This is a genomic window from Bacillota bacterium, assembly GCA_013314855.1.
Taxonomy (GTDB): domain Bacteria; phylum Bacillota; class Clostridia; order Acetivibrionales; family DUMC01; genus Ch48.
This window is the reverse complement of sequence record JABUEW010000001.1, coordinates 26459-46144: the sequence shown is the minus strand read 5'-3', so window position 1 is coordinate 46144 and position 19686 is coordinate 26459. Positions and strand designations below refer to the sequence as shown.

The 19686-nt window shown below is 36.9% G+C and carries 13 protein-coding genes; 12 read left to right on the top strand and 1 reads right to left on the bottom strand.

From position 1 onward, the window contains the following. Positions 1 to 99 precede the first annotated feature (99 nt). The 5 genes from HPY74_00175 (at position 100) to HPY74_00155 (ending at position 6753) form a co-directional block, all read left to right on the top strand. Positions 100 to 2082, top strand: coding sequence for a hypothetical protein (locus tag HPY74_00175; GenBank protein NSW89094.1), 1983 nt, complete (start codon positions 100 to 102; stop codon positions 2080 to 2082). 384 nt (positions 2083 to 2466) lie between these two features. Beyond that, positions 2467 to 4110, top strand: a complete 1644-nt coding sequence (locus tag HPY74_00170; GenBank protein NSW89093.1) for an extracellular solute-binding protein — start codon at positions 2467 to 2469, stop codon at positions 4108 to 4110. 208 nt (positions 4111 to 4318) lie between these two features. After that, on the top strand, positions 4319 to 5245 hold the full coding sequence (locus tag HPY74_00165) for a sugar ABC transporter permease (GenBank protein NSW89092.1): 927 nt from the start codon (positions 4319 to 4321) through the stop codon (positions 5243 to 5245). 15 nt (positions 5246 to 5260) lie between these two features. After that, positions 5261 to 6154 (top strand): carbohydrate ABC transporter permease, encoded by an 894-nt coding sequence (locus HPY74_00160; protein NSW89091.1) that lies wholly within the window; start codon positions 5261 to 5263, stop codon positions 6152 to 6154. A 26-nt stretch (positions 6155 to 6180) separates the two neighbouring features. Continuing rightward, the gene (locus HPY74_00155; GenBank protein ID NSW89090.1) at positions 6181 to 6753 is read left to right on the top strand and encodes an amidohydrolase family protein; all 573 of its coding nucleotides are present in this window, start codon (positions 6181 to 6183) and stop codon (positions 6751 to 6753) included. 366 nt (positions 6754 to 7119) lie between these two features. Here the strand turns inward: HPY74_00155 and HPY74_00150 are convergent, their stop codons facing one another. Beyond that, positions 7120 to 8613 carry a hypothetical protein gene (locus tag HPY74_00150; protein ID NSW89089.1) on the bottom strand — a complete coding sequence of 498 codons (1494 nt, stop codon included), beginning with the start codon at positions 8611 to 8613 and terminating at the stop codon, positions 7120 to 7122. A gap of 205 nt (positions 8614 to 8818) precedes the next feature. On the opposite strand from HPY74_00150, the gene HPY74_00145 reads away from it, so the two are divergent. From HPY74_00145 to HPY74_00115, 7 genes are all read left to right on the top strand, one after another. Then, on the top strand, positions 8819 to 10426 hold the full coding sequence (locus HPY74_00145) for a carbon-nitrogen hydrolase family protein (protein ID NSW89088.1): 1608 nt from the start codon (positions 8819 to 8821) through the stop codon (positions 10424 to 10426). Then, the gene (locus tag HPY74_00140) at positions 10419 to 11579 is read left to right on the top strand and encodes a hypothetical protein (GenBank protein ID NSW89087.1); all 1161 of its coding nucleotides are present in this window, start codon (positions 10419 to 10421) and stop codon (positions 11577 to 11579) included. The genes HPY74_00145 and HPY74_00140 overlap by 8 nt, the downstream gene beginning before the upstream one ends. A gap of 29 nt (positions 11580 to 11608) precedes the next feature. Then, positions 11609 to 13681: a beta-galactosidase trimerization domain-containing protein gene (locus HPY74_00135; GenBank protein NSW89086.1), complete on the top strand. Its 2073-nt coding sequence runs from the start codon at positions 11609 to 11611 to the stop codon at positions 13679 to 13681. Positions 13682 to 13785: 104 nt separating this feature from the next. Further along, complete coding sequence (locus HPY74_00130) at positions 13786 to 14793, top strand: polysaccharide deacetylase family protein (GenBank protein ID NSW89085.1); 1008 nt, start codon at positions 13786 to 13788, stop codon at positions 14791 to 14793. 89 nt (positions 14794 to 14882) lie between these two features. Then, entirely contained in the window at positions 14883 to 16052 is a 1170-nt protein-coding gene (locus HPY74_00125; protein ID NSW89084.1) for a transglutaminase domain-containing protein, read from the top strand. 48 nt (positions 16053 to 16100) lie between these two features. Further along, a complete protein-coding gene (locus HPY74_00120; protein ID NSW89083.1) occupies positions 16101 to 18170 on the top strand; it encodes a beta-galactosidase trimerization domain-containing protein in 2070 nt (689 codons plus the stop codon). A 265-nt stretch (positions 18171 to 18435) separates the two neighbouring features. After that, positions 18436 to 19680, top strand: a complete 1245-nt coding sequence (locus HPY74_00115) for an aminotransferase class V-fold PLP-dependent enzyme (protein NSW89082.1) — start codon at positions 18436 to 18438, stop codon at positions 19678 to 19680. The last annotated feature ends 6 nt before the right edge of the window (positions 19681 to 19686 follow it).

Sequence of the window (19686 nt, the reverse complement as noted above, 5' to 3'; positions counted from 1 at the left end):
TCCATGAATACGTTCAATTATATTTATACTCAATTGTATTAATTTTTAACCAGGCATTAAATGTTTACATTAAATTAAGGGAAGGAGGAAAAATTGAAGATGAAAAAAATTCGCTATAATGCGCTTATAATTTTTCCCGGAAAATCATTAAATGATGAAACTATAAAAAAAATTAAGGAAGAAGGGTATACAGGTATAGCAGTTGTAGTATCGCAAGCAAAAAAACCTGAATTTACCGGACAGGGTTTCAGCATGGAAGAGTTTTATGAACTGGTGAGGATTTGTGACAAATACGCTTTACCAATCCAGGTGTTTACAGGGTATCAGAAATATCAGGAAGAACTGCTTCAGTCGTATCCTCATAGAAAGATGGTTTGCTCAGGAGGAAGTATTGACAGTGATGGGCTTACAACTGTAAATTGGCTTTGTCCGTTTCAACCTGAAAACAAAGCTGATTATGTAGATTTTTTGATGAATATAATAAAAGTTAAAGCTGTCACTGAAATTCATCTGAACGATGAAGCATCTATTGGTTTTTCCGGCAACTCCATAGGATGCTACTGTGATTACTGCAAAAACCAATTCTTTTTAGAAACCGGACATTATCCGCCGTTGTCAGCAACAAAAGAAGACGAGGAATTATGGGGAAAATGGAATTCATATCGTATGAGATCATGGAATGAAGTACATAAATATTTTAAAACCGTTATTAAACAGAAAAGACCGGATATCCGTGTAGGAATTCAATATTCTCCAAGTATTGTCGCAAATATGGTAAACCCATTTGTACTTGGAATTGATTTACCTGGGGATGCACGTAACCTTGATATCATAAGCACCGATCCATATCATAAAACACATACTGCTTTATATTCATATAAACCTTGCGAAAGATTCCTGACTGAATCCACCAGAATGTTAAAGGGGGCAACTGTGGATTGTGAAATGAATATTTACCCTCAGGCATTCTTCCCGCCACTTACCTCTTATGAACTAACAGAGAAGGATGGATTATTAGCGGGAACCATTCCTTTTGCCCTGGGAGCAAATGCGGTTACCCCTTATTCATATGAATTGATGAAACTTATACCAGGATTTTCCGAAGCTTTTGGAGAATCTATGAAAATGAAAAGATATTTTGAAAAAAGTGAACCTTATACCTATGTAAGTGTTGTAAATCCCCAGTATACACATATTAAAATTTATCAGGAAGGAAACTGGGGAGATAAATATTTGAATAGGTGGCCTTCCATTATGAATCAGGTAGGATTTCCATGGGAATGGGTATTCGATAGCTGCATTAAAGACAGGGCAAGCCGGTGGAATACTAAAGTTATGGTTGTACCTGAAGCGTGTATATTACCCGAGGGTCAGCTTTCAGCCATACAAATGCTTAAACGGAAAGGCGTTGGCATATTGTGGGTAGGGCAAAGTCCATTTGTTGAAGGGAAAGACTGGAATGAAAACAGCCGTATTATTTTCGAAGTAAAGGAGAATAAGTGGGGAATAATTGCAGATTATCCTAAGATAGTTATGGATTTTGCAACCTTTAAACCGGCTATTTCCGGGGATGTTATAGCTGAACATGAAAACAAACCGGTTATTATCGTAAAGAATAATGGTATTGAACGGGAGGCATGGATATCCGGTGTACCGGTGTATGATTATGTTAAACCGGGATCTCACGGCTCAGTACGGCAATTTACAGGGGGAATAAGCTTATTTAAGAATCTCCTGAAATGGCTTGCGAAAGATGTACCGACAGCTTGTCTGGAACCATGGCCTCCTCCAAATGCCTATAGGACTCTTCGCCCATGGGACATAAGAGATGTTCCTACTATGGAGTTGTTTCCCATGATTTCTGAAAACTCAATTTTTTGTCTTATTATAAATTATGTTGCATTAGCTTATGAAACAAATCTAGTGTTGAAAATACCGGAAGGAAAAGTTGTGAAAAGCTTTAAAGATGTTATGACCGGACAGGACCTTATATCAAAATGCAGTATTGATGGAGATAGGGTCAGTTTGCCTGTTTATATGGATGGCACAAGGGTATACATGGCAGTTGAATTGATTTATTGATAAATTAACTACGCAACTCTGTTCTTTCACTGCCGTTGTTTTTTTGAACAAAATGTTAATTGCTGATTGTAGAATTATAAATTGAACGTTGTTTTGTAACATATTTTATGTTATATTACAAATACAATTTAACGTTAGAAATTCAAAAAGCTATCCGTATAAATTCCCTGGATAAAAGGAGGAAAATTACATTGTTAAATAAATAGGGTTTATCGGTAACGTTACATTAAATTTATAGGAAGACATTTATATTGTGTGAAAGTTGTATATTCAAAGTCGTATATTCTTCATTACGAGGCTAAAAAATGCCAAGCCTCAAATATAGAATTCGGAAACGGTTTAAGTTTTCGAATGCATTCCAAATTTAAAAGGAGGTTATATGTTATGAAAAAATCATTAAGAGAAGTTGTGTTTATTGTTTGCTTTATTTTTCTAATGACAGCTGTGCTATCTGCCTGTCAGATTGGAAAAGTAGCAACAAAACAAAAAGATGAGACGGCAACATCAAAAACCGGTGAACCAGGTACAGTTGCTGAGGAAGATGTTGTTCTTACTGTTGTATGTATGGACAGGTACACTAAATATGTAAGTATGAATGATTATCCTTTGGTATGGCAGGAGCTTGAGAAAAGGACAGGAATCAAGGTGAAATTCGATGCTTATCCGGCAGCTGATTACAACACAATTGTTGGTACGCGGATTGCTGCAAATACAGATATGCCGGATATATTGACTCCGGTTGGAGACATTCTGAGTCTGTATGAGTCCAAGGTTATTGTTGATCATGCACCTTTGATTGAGAAAGTAGGTGTATATGCAAAAAAACACTTTGCCAACAATCCTAAATATGCAGCATCCCTTCGTACTCCTGATGGTGCAATACCTGTCATTTATGGAGATGCGACAGTGAATAACCAATATTTTCCTGCTGCCTACATGATTAGGGAAAATTGGTTGAAAAAAATCAACAGAGAAATACCAAAAACTATTGATGACTGGTATATAATATTATCAGAATTCAAAAAGCAGGACATGAATGGAAACGGAGATCCAACGGATGAAATACCCCTTTCCACTGATTTGTGGGCTTGGGTATTGACTTTTGCAGATGCATGGGATGTACATGTATTATCCACAGATGGTTTTTTCCCAAATCCTGATGGAAAAGTTACATTTGAATATATCGACCCTAAATTCAAGGATGTACTGGCATGGCTGAAAAAATTATATGATGAGAAGATTTTGGACAATGAATTTACCACTCAGAATAGGGATCAGTTGAATGCAAAGATATCTCAAAATATTATTGGTGCTACCTGTGGGTTTGGTCCAATGGTACAGAATACTACTTTAATGGCTGCCGGTGAAAAGGAAGATAAGTATGTTTTAACGCCTTTTGCCCAGGGACCGGAAGGATACAATAAATTTGCCATACAGGATCCTGCATGGGGTTTCAGCGCATCTATTACATCTGCATGCAAGTATCCCGAAATAGCAATGAAATGGCTGGATAACCTAGCATTTAATCCTGAAACTGCAAAACTGCTGATGCTTGGAATAGAAGGATACCATTACACAATCAGCGGAGAACAAATGATAAATAGCGATAAAGTCTTAAATATATCTAAAGAAAAGGGTTTAACGCCAAATGAAGTAAAAATATCTGATGGAACTTATCCTGCTCTGCCTTTTATTTATTTGTTGGAAGCATTTAATTACAGTTGGCAGGATTCTATTAGAGTCGGTGCTCTAAAAGAAGGCAGCATAGATTTCGTGAAAAAAAGGCTTCCATATCTGGTATCTGCATTTCCTGCAGCTCATTCCTCAATAGAACAGAATAAAGTTATTGAACAGTATATGGCAGATATCAGAACTTATAGAGATGAAGCTGTTGTAAATTTCATTATTGGAGCTGACAGCCTGGATAATTTTGATGCCTATGTTAACAAACTGAAAAGTATGGGTATTGATGAAGTTCTAAAGGTTAAACAACAAATTTATGATGCTTTTAAGGCTAATATAAAGTAAGGTTAAGTAAAAGTTAACGTTAAATTAATTATTTAAAAGTGTAAAGGAAACCAAATCAGGCAGGTATATTAATTGCTTGTCTGATTTGGCTTTCTTAAATATTATCTGGATAAAATAAATAAAATATAATACATAATACTGAAAATATTTGTAAATACAATTTAATTAGTTTATATATTTGAAGCACAGTGAAAGGAATGTATTTATAATGCAGAATATAAGTAATAAAATGAATTTATTTATTAAAAAAGCAAAAAGGGATAAGGCACTTTTACTTATGGTAACTCCTGTAATCATATATTATATTATTTTTCATTATAAACCCATGTATGGAGTTATTATTGCATTTAAGGACTTTAACCCGGGCCTGGGGATATGGGGAAGTCCCTGGATTGGTCTGGATAATTTCAAATTGTTTTTTTCATCTGCTTTCTTCTTTCGTCTAATTAAAAATACATTTTTGATAAGTTTCTATGGCTTGGTTTTTGGCTTTCCTTTTCCAATAGGTTTTGCACTTATTTTAAATGAGATTAAACATAAGGCTTATAAAAAGGTTGTACAGACTGTTAGCTATCTTCCTCATTTTATTTCAGTAGTAATCGTTTGTGGTATGATAGTTAATTTTTTATCGCCTCAAACTGGAATTGTATCAAAGGTGGTTCAGCTTTTTGGAGGCACGCCTGAAAATTATTTATTGAACTCTAAATATTTCAGGTTTATATATATCAGTTCAGGAATATGGCAATCTTTCGGATGGGGATCTATAATTTATCTTGCAGCTATAACAGGAATTGATGAACAGCTATATGAAGCAGCAAGATTAGATGGTGCTAACCGGTTAAAGCAGATATTTTACATAACAATACCGGGGATTGTTCCAACTATAATCATTTTATTGATTTTAAACTTAGGAAATATTATGAGTGTAGGATTTGAAAAAATAATCCTGTTATATAACCCTGCAACATATAATGTAGCTGACGTCATATCCACTTTTACATACAGGCAGGGTCTAGTAGGACTGAAATATAGTTATGGTGCAGCAGTTGGTCTTTTTAATTCTGTTATAAATTGTTTATTTTTGGTAACTGCTAATGCTATTAGCAGAAAAGTATCTGAAATATCACTATGGTAAAGGAGGTAACATGTAATGAGCATGAAAGAATCAAATAAAACTGATATGGTTTTTTTATGGGCATGTTATGTATTAGCATTTTTAGCTTTTGTTGCAACTTTATATCCATTCATTTATGTTTTAAGCACTTCAATTAGTAATCCGGTATATATAATCAAACAGGAAATATGGCTGTTGCCTAAGGGATTTTCTCTCCAGGCTTACAAATACATACTTGATGATCCGATGTTATTATTGGCTTATTATAACACGCTCTGGTATACCATAGTTGGGACATCAATTAATGTTGCTATGACAGTGCTTGCAGCCTATCCTCTATCAAGGAGAGATTTTATAATTAAAAAATTCATGTTGATTATTATTACAATTACAATGTTTTTTGGGGGCGGACTTATTCCTCAATTTATAAATATTACACAGCTTGGGTTGTATAATACCCGGTGGGCGGTTGTTTTGCCTTCTGCGGTTGGTGCCTGGTATATATTTATTACCCGCACCTTTTTTAATAATATACCTGAAAGCCTTTATGAATCTGCCGTTATTGATGGGGCAGGGCATTTCAGTATTTTTCTCAAGATCATGTTACCTTTATCAAAACCTATTCTGGCGGTACTTGTATTATTTTATGCAGTAGGCCACTGGAATGCATGGTTTAATGCTATGATTTATGCACCAAACAAGAATATTCAACCTGTGCAGTTGTATTTAAAACGTGTATTAATCGAGTCATCTAATGAGTTTGTCAACAATATGAAGTTTATAGATGATTTTTTGGTAGGTGGAGTTGGAGTAATGCAGCAAGTAAAATATGCCATGATTATTGTGGTAATTGGACCCATAATATGTATTTATCCATTTTTACAAAAATACTTTATAAAAGGTATTATGATAGGGTCTATTAAGGGATAAAAGGATAAGAAAAGAGGTAACAATATATGAAAAAAATTGATTGCCATGTACATTTAGGGAATGGTATAAAAATGCAGCTTGACGAATATACACTACTGAAACAAATGGATAAAGCAGGAGTAGATTTTGCCATAACTTGTCCAATGGATAGGTATTTGACTGTTGCAAACAGAGAAGGAAATAAATTAATTGCAGGTGCAGTAAAAAATCATCCGGATAGGTTTGCAGGAATGGCGTCAGTGAACCCATGGTTTGGCAAGGAAGCTTGTGATGAACTACGGAAAGCACTTGATGATGGGTTGATGGGACTTAAACTTCATCCTGTTATTCATGGTTTCCGGTTGGCAGATCCCCTGGTATATCCGCTATTGGAAATAGCGGACGAATATAAGGTGCCTGTTTACGTGCATACAGGTACGGCAGGTATAGCCGAACCTTTTCATGCTGCTGAACTTGCCAGGCTTTTCCAACATGTAAATTTTATTATGGGGCACGGTGGTGCCAGCGACTATTACAATGATACAATAAGGGCACTTGAATTTGCAGATAACCTGTGGATTGAAACTTCACGGAATGGGCCTGCCAACTTTTGTCATTAGAAAATAAATAATATTCAGGGGAAAGTTGTTTTCGGCTCCAATGCTCCTGAGTATTTTCAGGATATAGAAATAATGAATATATGTGATGTATTTACTGATGCCGGTGATAGAAAAAACATTTTTGAGGATGGAATAAAAACTGTTTGTATGAATTCGAAAAGTAGGATGGAAGTCTTGTAGTAAACTAGAAAAGTGTAAGTAAGAGGATATTAATCCAGCAATATACATTAAGTGGACATTGAAAACAGAATATGCTGCGTGTATAATCAGGTGTAAAGGGAAAAAAGCGCATAGCAAGGCTAACCCATTGTATTTGGGGGGTTAAAGCTTAAAAAGTTGATTTAATTATTAAGTACGTTAAGCAACTTAACCGGCCAGTTCTTCAAGCGAAGTAATAATACTGAATCCGGTGTGCTTAATCCAGGCATCCAGGTGTATATTGATAGCAGCCATGGTAGCCCGCATAAAACGCTCTTTTGAACTACGGCAGTTTCCCGCTTCAATATCGTAGTCTTTAAAAAGCCTTTTATGACTACGTTCCACTGTAGTCCGACGCTTAAGCGTCTCTATGAAGGTATCGGAGTTGCGGGATACGGGAGGGAAAAGCCTTGGATCATAGTCCGGTTTAATATAAATGGTTCTACCATAGGGGCTGTTGCTGCAGCTGCAAGGTTTATCAATCCTATAGTAGTCAAACCAACACCTGTATTTGATACCTTTAGGATAAGAGTATCCGCAGTTTTGATAAGGTATACCACCCATGCAAATAGGGTTTCCCTTATCATCAAAGCAAAGGACTCCAGCAGGCAGATTCTTATCCGGGAACTTGGCATTGGAGTCGAGAGGGATAAAAGGGATCATGTTATGGTGCTGGAGGAGCTTATAGGTAGGGTAATTGTCCATGGAGCCATCAGCTAAATAATTCTTAAAGGTAATGTCCGGGTAAAGCTTTCTGACTTCATCCAGTGCGAAAATGGCAATAATGCTGTCATGTCTTTGAGCTTGAGCTTTGCGAAGATAAATAGGCAAGTCGTAGGGGCTGTCTGCTGCAGTGCAAACAAACAGTGTATCGCCGTAGAACCACTGTTCGCGGTAGCTGTCCCAACCCCAAGTAGCATCGAGGTCGGAATAGCGTCTTTTGCACTTGCAGTCAAAGATCCCCTTGGATTTGCAATCACAGACTTTTACACCATAGTGGCTGGCACCTGAATAATAGGGAGTGCCGTCATTAGAGATAGAGAAGCTTTTGGGGTTGCCAAGGATGCCCATTTTAAGGGAAGTATCGACAACACATCTGGCCAGGAGCTTCTGCAAAACTATCTCAGGGCGATACTCGGGGAGTTTGTCCCGGATTGCAAGAGAGGCGAACTTTTTAACAACGCCATTATGTCTCAAGAGGACATATTTTTTACCGGCCCCAGGCTTCTTGCGGGGCTTAGGCTTAAAAGTGCGGAGCTTTTTCTTTCTGGCTACCTGCACTTCATGAGAGGCTTGCCAGAGTCGCTTGGTCAAATCGTAATATGAGCTGAAGGATGGCGCTTTGCCATATTCAAACCCACATATAGCGCAAAGCAGCTTATCACTGGCGACTCTGGCTGCCCACTTAGGTATGTCATGCTCACCCTGGTCAAGCATAAGGACTAAGGAGCGGATAATACCTTGCTGATTCTTAGCCGGACGTCCGGTATTGGAATATAGCGGTTTGAGGATAGGGTAAGCCAGGTCAAGGTTGAGCATAAAGAGTTTGGAAATAGACTCTTTCAACTCAACCACCCTTTCCCTATCGGTCAAGTAGAAAAAGACTAGGTGCAAAAGAAGATTTTTCTGGTACTCCTCGTGGGAGGGCCAATCACGCAGCATAAATAAAACCTCCGTAATCAAAGTAATGGTAAAAAATACCATCCACTTCAATTATGGGGGGGAACAGACGTTTGTCAAGAGAGATTGGACCCATATTTTGTTACAATTTAGTAAATATAGCTGGAAAATTTAATGGAATATATTAGTGGATTTCTGGAGGTAAGTTAAAAATACTTATCTCTGAAATATAATAAACGGAAGCCTTATGGGTTTTCGAATTCATACTATTAAGATAAAAGAGGAGCTATTTTCTAAACATGCCAGAGAAAACAATTGCTATGTAGTATATAATACACTTGTAAGAAATAATGGAAGAAATGCTTGCATTTCAAAAATTATCGGCAGAGATGGCCGATTTATTGGAGAATATGTTAAAACTCATAAAATTGAGGGGCTCGACATTGACTTAGCATTAGGCAGTGATATGCCAGTTTTTGAGTTGGACTTTGGTAAAGTCGGTTTAATGGCGGGAACCGATATATTTATTCCTGAACTAGCTGAAATATATTCCATTAAGGGTGCAGAAATTTTACTATGTTCTTTAGGTGTCTGGCCTTTAAGAGATGATACGGAACAGAATTATCTGTTAAGAGGCAGGGCTATTGCTGACTACTTTTATGTAGCAGCCTCGGCATATGCAAGCCATACAGGTATGTATATGACAAATAATTATGAGTTGCTGAACAGAGAAAATGGGTATTCTATTGAACAATTGGAGAAGAGTTTTAATTCTAATGGATTAGGAAGGCATACAGGCAGGGCTGCTGTTTATGATTTGAGAGGGGATGTTATCGCTTCCACGGGAAGAGAAAAAGGTTTTATTATTTGTGAAATTGATCTTTCAAAGAAAAGACAAATTGAGAAATATATTTACGGCTATGGAAGTATAGTATACCATCAAAACCAAAGAGGTATATTTAAAGATATATTGAAAAGTAGTACATATGAAAAAAAAGTATATTCAGTTGAAAAGCCTGTAATAGGATTTGTTCAGATGAGTTATAGTGATACTATATCTAGTAATGAAAAAAGCTGGTATATAAAGCAGTGTGATTATATAAATAGCATAGCATCCAAATGTGATATAGTTATATGCTCGGAATTTTCAACTATGGAATATAACCCTAAAGGTAGAATAAAGGTTGAATTTCAGGATGAGAAAATAAGTATGTATTCTGCGTGTGCAAGAAATAATAAATGCTATATCGCTGTAAACGACTGTTTTGACGGGATAAATACTACATTACTGTTTGATCGCAGCGGTAATATTATACACAAGTATGAAAAGGTAAATACATGCACCATGATGTATAATAAGGAATTACCTACGGGTATTGAAATAGAGATTGTAGAACTTGATTTCGGCAAAGTCGGGTTTGTAATTTGTGCCGATTCATATTGTCAAGAAATACCCAGAATACTAGGTTTAAAAGGTGCAGAAATAATAATAAATCAAACCCAAAGTTGGGGTTACGATGCTAATTCAATAAATGAAGGGGTTTTCAGGGCTTGGGCAATTGAGAACTGTGCTTATATAGTAACATGTGCATTTCCATCTTCTCAGGTGAAACTTCGTAGTAATATTATTGACGCTACTGGTGAAACCGTTTTCGCATCTAACTATGACCTTGAAGGGGCATATATAGCTCAAATAGACATGAATGCAGTGAGGGAAAAAGTTAGTTTTGTGTATAGAGAAGGAAAGGTAATAAAAGACTTTAATTTTAGGAATAGAATTATGGAAGCAAGGAGGCCTGAACTTTATACTTTGTTAAATGGGGAAAAACATAAAGGAGAGATTAAATATGATTAAGGCTTTTAAAGGTTTAAGAGCATTGAAAATTACAAAATATAATAATGCCAACATAATTGGAGACTACACCCGCTTTAAAGTACCCGAATTTGATAGAATGAAACTGAAAATGCTAGTTGACAAATATTCTCTTGACAGGGTAATAGAATCCGGAAGGACTGATTGGGATAAGCTAAATTTACTTAGACAATGGGTTAAAAGCAGGTGGGTTCATGGATGGTCGCCTGTACCTAAAGGCGGCCATGCACTAGATATATTAGAAGCGGCCGAAAAAGGAGCAACTTTTGCATGTGGAGTATATTCAAGTGTTTATCAACAATGTTGTGCTGCTTTGGGTTTTCCTGCAAGACTTGTATCCATTCTTCGCGATGGAAGTGATATACCTGATCCTATAGATGCCATTAACACAGGTCATTGTATTAATGAAGTATGGACTAATGAATATAAAAAATGGGCAGTTATTGATACGGATATGGATTGTTATTATGAGAAAGACGGCATACCTTTAAATGCTTATGAAATAAGAAAAGCCTGGCTTAATGGAGAAGCATCTAAGGTATTACAGGTGCCGGAAAGAACCGTAACTGATGTGCTTCCAGAAGATTTGGAGGGTTATCTCAAAAGGCACTACAAAGCAGCTGAAGATTTAATGGGTAAGGATTATGCCGATAGGTATATATCAAAAACCAGTGATGTTTATACTGTATGGTCCAGATTTACAGAAAACAAGAATATGCATTTTTATACATACGTTATAATTGGTGCAGGAGAAAAAAATTATATGTTTGCCGATGAAAAAGAAGGACCTTTGCTCCTGGTAAATGAATACCCTATCCAGAGGGCATGGCCGAATATTACATGGACCTCAAATTCTGATGATGTTTACTTCACCCTTAATCAAACCTTTATTGAGATTCGAGTAGTGGATGGACAAGAGAAGCCCTTTCAACTTGAAGTAAAGATGAAAAATACTGATCCCGATTTTAGTTATTATCAAGTTTGCATTGATACAGGTGAATGGAAAGAGAGTGAACCGGAATTTATATGGACTATTAGAGAAGGCGATAACCAAATTCGTGCGCGTACAGTAAATAAAAAAGGAAGGTATGGCATAGAAAGTTCGATAACCGTTAACCTTTCCTTTGAAGTTTAGAAGCTTTTACAAATTGGAGGTGCTAAAGGATGAAAAATTTAAAAATTACTGATGTTCAATGGCTAAAGAAGGGTATTATAGTTGTTCAAGAAGTTGAGCACCCGTTCCAAGCAAGAAAGGGCCTAACTACCTTAAAATCTGCAGAAATTTTTAGAACAGAACACTTGCCTGAAGCTGCAGATAAGCTAAAAGAGTTGGGTATAGATCTAGTTACAATTGGCGGTTTCAATTCTATGGGGTATGATGCTGATGACGAATTTATTATTATGGAAAGACAAATTGCTAAATATTTGCATGAAAGAGAAATAAAGGTTGGCGCTTATGTACAGACAATAGGTTCCATTCTTTATGAAGGAGTAATAACAGAAGAACCATCGTGCTTAGAATGGGTTCAAAAAGATTACTTTGGGAGATATCCTACATATTATAATTCATATTTTAGGTATATACCGTGTATAAACAAGGACGAATATCTAAGATACATAGAAAAAGGCCTTAAATATGCAGTTGAAAGCCTTGAGGCAGATCTGGTATTTTTTGATAATTACGGCTATTATTCGTTTGCCTGTGCATGTGACGACTGTAAGGAAGCATTCAGAAAATATCTTAATTATAAGTACCCTACCCGTGAATCGAGAATTGAGCGGTTTGGTTTTCCCACAGTGGATGGAATATTTCCTCCAGTATTTGCTGACAACCTGAAATGGACTTTTACAGACCCTTTCCAATTTGTATCTTTGTACGACCCAGGTGTGATAAGTGATCCGGTACAACAGGAATGGATAAATTTTCGGTGCGCAAGGCTGGGTGAGGTATCAAAGAGAATTTATGACTACCTTAAAAGCCTATCACCAGGTATTGCTGTAGTATGGAATGCACCTTATATGGGGCCTTTTGGTGGACTTAACAATGCTGCATTTCATGGTGTATGGCCTACAGCTATTTATCCACACTGTGATGCGTTTGCTGCTGAAGCAGATCAGGGTCTTCTGGGTGCACATGAAGACGGAAGGCTTTCTTCAAGGATAAGAACCTTTAAGAATGCCCGGGCACTTAAACGAGGCGTCTGGATGACCAATTTCCACAGGCAGAATATATTGCTGGATCTATCCGAATCAATGGCATACAATCCATTCCTGTATAATACTGTAGGAACGCCAAGTTTGATGGCTTTAGAACCTGACACCCGAAAATATATCAGCTTTTTCAAAAAGAACAATAAGTATTTTATTGATACTGAAGAGATTACAGAAGTTGCCCTTCTTTACTCATATGCTTCACTTTCATATGATATGATAGCTCCGTTGATGAGCCTTATATATGTTGAAGAGACTCTTATAAGATCAAGAATACCATATTCTGTTATATACGATGAAGACTTGGATGATATTTCAGAGTATCCTGTGCTTGTGCTTGCCAATGCAAAGTATATGAGCTCGGAACAGATTTCTCAGGTTGAGAAGTATGTTAAGAACGGGGGAACCCTTATAGCTACTGATCAAACATCCCTTCTGGATGAGAAGGGAAGGAGACGCAAGGGAGTATCATTATTTACAGTTCCTCTGGAAGAACAGGAGTATGGCCTTGAGAAAGTACTCAGTGTAAAATGGCCAACAAAAGATATCTTAAAGGGTACACTGGGTAAAGGAAGATTTGCAATAATACCACGGGTTTACCCTCATTCTAAAAACTTAAATCTGGGTGAAGTAAGACATTCAATAGGGCCGGCAGTTCCTTATTTAAAGTCATTATTCGGTTACTTACCGGAAAACCAGGCTGAAATAATGGAAGTTCTTGAGTGGGCAAGGCAAGACAGTAAAATACTTGAAATAAAAGCTTCTGATACTGTTTGTGCAGAACTGCTTAAGCAGAAAGATGCAGGGAGGGTTATCCTTCACCTGGTTAACTATAATCATAACTGTAATGCCACAGACGTATTTGTAAACTTTAAAGTTCCTACAGATATGAAGATCAACAGATTGACATTTTTAACACCTGAGTTGAAAGATAAGAAAAATATTGAGTTTGAAACAAAAGGAGTCTCAATATCTTTTAAGGTTCCGGATTTTAAAATATATGGTTTGGTGATAATGGAGGCTTGATGGATAAACAATGATAACCAATTAAAATGGCAAATATAGGGTTTTAGTATAAATAAACGTTATATGATATTAACCAATATATTATTAAGGTAGGTTGAAAATATATGGAAGAAAATATCAAACTTTCAGTTGCAAAATGGAAGTATTGTAAGGATTGGGTATATTCAATTACATACGATGAAGCTCTCGCCGATTTGTCAAAATTCGTAATTCCAGTTCATGATGAACTTGGAATACCTGGGCATGTTGAAGTCGTAGCAGGTCAAATAGGAAAGCGTAGAAATTGTGGTACCAGTTCATTTAACGGTATGAGACATATGAACAGTGAAGAACTTCGGGAGCTTGTATCAAAAGGGTGGGGCGTTGGGAACCATTCCTGGAGTCATGAAAATGTAATGAACAATCCTGAATTGGAATTACTCAAGGCAAAAGAAGTCATTGAGGATGCTATCGGAAGGCCTGTTACAGTGTATACTGCTCCAGGCAACAATGATAACCTGACAAGCGATGTAATAGAAAAACTTAAAGAATACGGCTACCTGGCAGGTATGAGTATAACTGATGATGTGAACTTCCCGGATGCAGATGATCTTTTTTGGATAAACCGTGTTCCACTTCACGAAAAATACTGGGGAGTATTTGATGGAACCTATGACCCATGGAAACGCATCCATCAGGCGAGGGCTTTGAATAGCTGGATTGTGGATTACTGCCATTGTCCACTGGAACAAGCTATTCATTTGTATAAGGACTGCAATGCTGCCCATCACAGAGAGAGGTTGGAAACAATTATATACGAGGGAGGCAATTCGTGTTGGTATGCAAATCCGGATGAGGTAATTGACTACAGGTATATGCGCCGATGTGCTTTTATAGAAAATATTAATATTAAAGAGGGTCATTTTTGTGTCAATCTGAATTCTGTACCCAAACAGGTTTACTGTAAGGAACTTACAATATTGATAGAATGTCCGTTTACACCTGAGGTAATAAATGTTTTTGCAGATGGAAACCAGGTGAAGGTGTACCCTGTTAAAAACGGAATATTGTGTTTTACAATTGAAGTTCACAATGGTATGGAAATAGCGGTACAGAAGAAATCTTATGTCTAAAAATGAGTTCCTTATAAACTTATAAATATTAAAGGCTATTTAACCTTTAAATGTTTAAAACTTAAAAGTTTAACAGGGGAGACGTTTATATGGAAAGAATATTTAAAGGGTTAAAAGAATTAAAGATAGTTAAATATGATAATCCCACAATCATTGGTGATTATACCCGCTATAATTATTCTGAATATGATGATGCTAAGCTTAAGGCCTTGAGAGAGAAATACTCCCTTGATAATGTAGTGGCCAATGGAAAAACTGAATTTGAAAAACTGGTTTTACTCAGGAAATGGGTAAAAAACAGGTGGAAATATGGTTTTACAGGTAATCCTGTTCCTAGAAGCGGTAATGCCATCGATGTACTGGAAGCAGCGGAGAAGGGAGCGACTTTTGCCTGTGGAGTATATGCAAGTGTATTTATGCAATGCTGCCTGTCCTTAGGTTTTCCCGCAAGGCTTGTAAGTATACTAAGAGATAAGAGCGATATACCTGAACCAGAAAATTCATTTTTTACTGGTCACTGTGTGACAGAAGTATGGTCAAATGACTATAGAAAATGGGTTGTTTTTGATCCAACAACAGACTGGCATTACGAGGAAAAAGGGGTACCCTTGAATTCCTATGAAGTAAGAAAAGCATGGCTTTGTGGGAAAGAAAAAAATGTCGAACAGGTTCCGGCAACGCCTGAAATCAAATTTAGCCAGGATGAACTTGAATCCCAGTTAAAGGGGTTTTATGATGCTACTCTTAAGATGTTCGGAAAGAATCATGCAGACAATTATATTTCAAGTAAAGCGCAGTTGATTGAAATGTGGAAGCGGTTTACTATAAACAAAAGCATGCATTTTTACACTTACATTATAATACACGCTGCCGATAAGAGTTATATGTTTTCAGATAAAATGGCAGAAGCCCTGCTGCTTGTAAATGAATATCCAATCCAGAGGGCATGGCCCAAAATCCAATGGGTTGAAAATCCCGATGACGTTTATTTTACCCTCAATCAGACTAAAATCGAATTAACGGTTGAAGACTGTCCCGAAAACCCGGATATAAAATTAATAGTAAAGATGAGTAATACAGATCCTTATTTTGACCATTATATTGTCAAATTGGATGATAATGATTGGGAAACCAGGCAGGAAGAGTTTAAATGGCGGCTTAAAGAAGGCAGCAATACCATAAGTGCATGTACTGTTAATAAGTATGGCAGGAGTGGAATTAAAAGTTCCATAGAAGTAAGGTTATCATATTATATCTGAATTATAGTAATGAAAAACACTCTATTTAGAGGAGGAATAGGTTAGGTTATGAAAGATTATACTTTGACCTCTGTAGACTGGTTAAGAAAAGGAGTAATAGTAGTACAGGAAGGTGAAGCCCTTATTTTGAATCAGAGAAAAGGGCTTGTAACCCATCAGTTTTGGGAAATTTACAACAAAGAGCACTCGTTAGAAACAGCTAAAAAACTACATGAACTAGGCATAGATCTGGTAGTTGTCCAGGCATTTAATAATGTTGGTTATGAAGCAGATAATGAGAATATGAAAAGACAAAGGCAGATGGCCCGCTATTTCCACGAGAAAGGTATAAAAGTGGGGGCCTATGTTCAATCAATAGGTTCAGTATTCTATGAAGGCGTAGTAAATGAAGAAAAAGCAGTACTGGAATGGGTACAGGTAGATCACCAGGGAAGAAAACCGACTTATTATAATTCATACTTCAGGCTTATTCCCTGCATAAATAAGGAAGAGTACCTACAGTATGTAGAAAAAGGCATAAAATATGCCGTTGAAAATCTGGAGGCTGATCTGGTTTTTTTCGATAATTATGGTTACTATTCCTTTGCTTGCGCATGTAATGATTGCACAAAGGCATTTAGAGAATATCTCAACAGAAAATACCCATCACGGGAGTCAAGGTTGGAACGGTTTGGGTTTCCAAAAGTGGATGGAATCTTTCCACCTGTATTTGTGGATGAACTTAAATGGAACTATACAGACCCATTTCTTTTTGCAGGTATAGAACCCGGCGCTATAAATGATCCGGTCCAGCAGGAATGGATAGATTTCAGATGTTGGAGACTAGGAGAGGTATCAAAGAGATTTAAGGAATACATAAAAAAAATATCACCTGATATTGCAATAGTATGGAATTGCCCATACATGGGCCCAATGGGGGGGCTCAACAACGCAGTATTTCATGGTATATGGCCAACATCAATATATCCGCACTGCGACGCTCTTGCAGCTGAGGCAGACCAGGGGATTCTCGGGGTGCATCAGGACGGAAAACTGGCTACAAGGATACGCACATTTAAAAGTGCTCGTAAGCTTAGACGCGGCGTATGGATGACCAATTTCCAAAGAAAAAATATACTGCTTGATCTTGCAGAATCAATGGCGTTCAATCCTTTTGTATTTAACACGGTTGGTATGCCCGGATTGGATTGCCTTGAGAAAGAAACAAAAGAATATATTAAATTTTTTAAACATAATAGGAAGTATTTTGAGGAAACCGAGGAAATTCCCGAAATTGCACTTCTTAATTCATATCCTTCACTTTCATATTCAATGACGTCTTCTCTTATTAGTCTAATATATTTTGAAGAGACGCTTATAAGATCAAAGATCCCATATTCGGTTATATATGATGAGGACCTTGAAGATATATCAGAGTATTCAGTGCTTGTTCTTCCAAATGTAAAATATATGAGTTCCAAACAAATTTCCCAGGTTGAAAATTATGTAAAAAATGGAGGAAGCCTTATAGCTACCGATCAGACATCTCTTCTTGATGAGTGGGGAAGACGAAGGAAAGGTGTATCTCTTTTCCATGTACCTATGGAAGAGCAGGAATACGGACTAGAAAATGTTCTTGGTATCAAATGGCCAATAAACGAAGTGGTAAAAGGGACACTTGGTAAGGGAAAGTTTGCTGTTATTCCAAAGGTGGTGCCTCATGAAAAGGATTTGAAAATATCACATGTGAGACATTCAATTGGACCCGCAGTTCCATACCTAAAAAGACTTCAAGGGTATCTTCCCGTTAATTGGAAGGAGATAATTGAAATTTTGAACTGGGCGAGAAAAGGCCGTGAGATTTTAAGAATAGAAGGGCCTTTTACTACAGCTGCTGAATTTCTTACCCAGAGAAGCACAGGGAGGCTAATGCTGCATTTGGTGAACTATGATTATCAAAATATTGTTACAGGTTTAAAGGTAAGTTTTAAGCAACCCAAAAACAGGATTATTAAAAAGTTGTCATTTATTAGCCCCGAATTCCATGCCATTAAGGAAATATCATTTGAGACAAAAAGGGGAAAGATAATGTTTGAAGTTCCGAATTTTAAAATCTATGGGCTTGTTGTAATGGAATGACAGGTAAAACATACGTTTATAAAAATATACGTTTATATTAGTGTCAAAAAAATAATATGAATTCAGGGTAATATTATTAAGCAATAACTTCCACATATATAGCAATTTAATGTGAAGAAATATGGTGAAAATTCTATTATTATTATATAAGTTATATAAATGGAAAAAAGAAATATTAACAAAAGTAAATTATACAACTAAAATTATTTCTAAACTACTCTAAACTACGAAATGAATTATAGCGAAAAGAAAGGGGTAATTTGTGATGGAAAAGAAGTTGGAACGTGCAAAATATGGAGCAGAAGCATTGGCAGGGCTAAAGGGAAAACTGCCAACGCCATTTCCTAGAATAATGGGGCCTAATGCTTTAAAATACCTTCAAGAGGTTGTTGACAGTGGATTAACTGTTGATATGATAGGCAGGTTTGAGAGGGCGTATGCAGAAGCAATGGGAGTAAAGCATTGTGTTTCTGCTCCGGGTTGTACATCTGCAATTCAAATGCTGGCTGAAGCATTGAATTTTAATCCTGGAGATGAAGTTATATTCAGCCCTATAACAGACTACGGTACTATTATGGGATTTATTAAGAACAACAATATCCCGGTTTTTGCAGATACTGAACCCGGCAGTGTAAATGTAAGTGCCAAAACAATTGAGCCTTGTATAACTGATAGAACAAGAGCAATTGTTGTTGTTCATATGACAGGTATTATTTGTGATATGGATCCAATTTTGGAATTGGCGAAAAAATATAATCTTATGGTTATAGAGGATGCGTGCCAGGCTGTATATGGAAGGTATAAGGGAAAACTGGCAGGGACAATAGGTGATGTAGGTGCGTTTTCTTTTGATGCTGAAAAAACCATGGGATCTGATATTGGCGGCTGTTTTATAACCAATAATGACGAATTGGCTGAATACGCTAGGTTTCGCTGTCAGAGCAGGGGTGCACAAATTAAACCCGGTTTTGGAAGACTGCATGTTGTACCCGGCAGTGCAATCCGTATGCCTAATTGTACAGCTGCAATAAACCTGGCCCAGCTTGAAATTATTCAGGAAAATGTGGCTAAGAGGGACAAAATGGTAAGACTTATCAATAAAAAACTTGCCGATATACCTGGCATTATTCCTGATAAAATTCCAGATTATCTTGATGTATACTCCTGCTGGATGTGCGGATTTAGTATAGATCCTGAAGCTTTTGATTGTACTGCTGACAAGTTTGGTGAGGAATGTGCTGCTGCCGGAATACCAGGGATTAGTACTGCCCGTTACTATTTCATGCCGGATGCATGTACCTTCCTGCAGGAGAACGCAAGTAATAAGGTATATCCATATTCAATGCCTCCTGCATCATACGAATATAATTATAAGAGCATGTGCCCAAATGCAGCTGCATTTCTTGAGAACTGGTTGCGCTGGTCTACATTCTGTGAAAAGTATACAGAAGAGGACTGTGAATTGGTAGCGCAAATTGTAAAAAGTGTGGCAGAAAAACACCGAAGGTAATGGGAA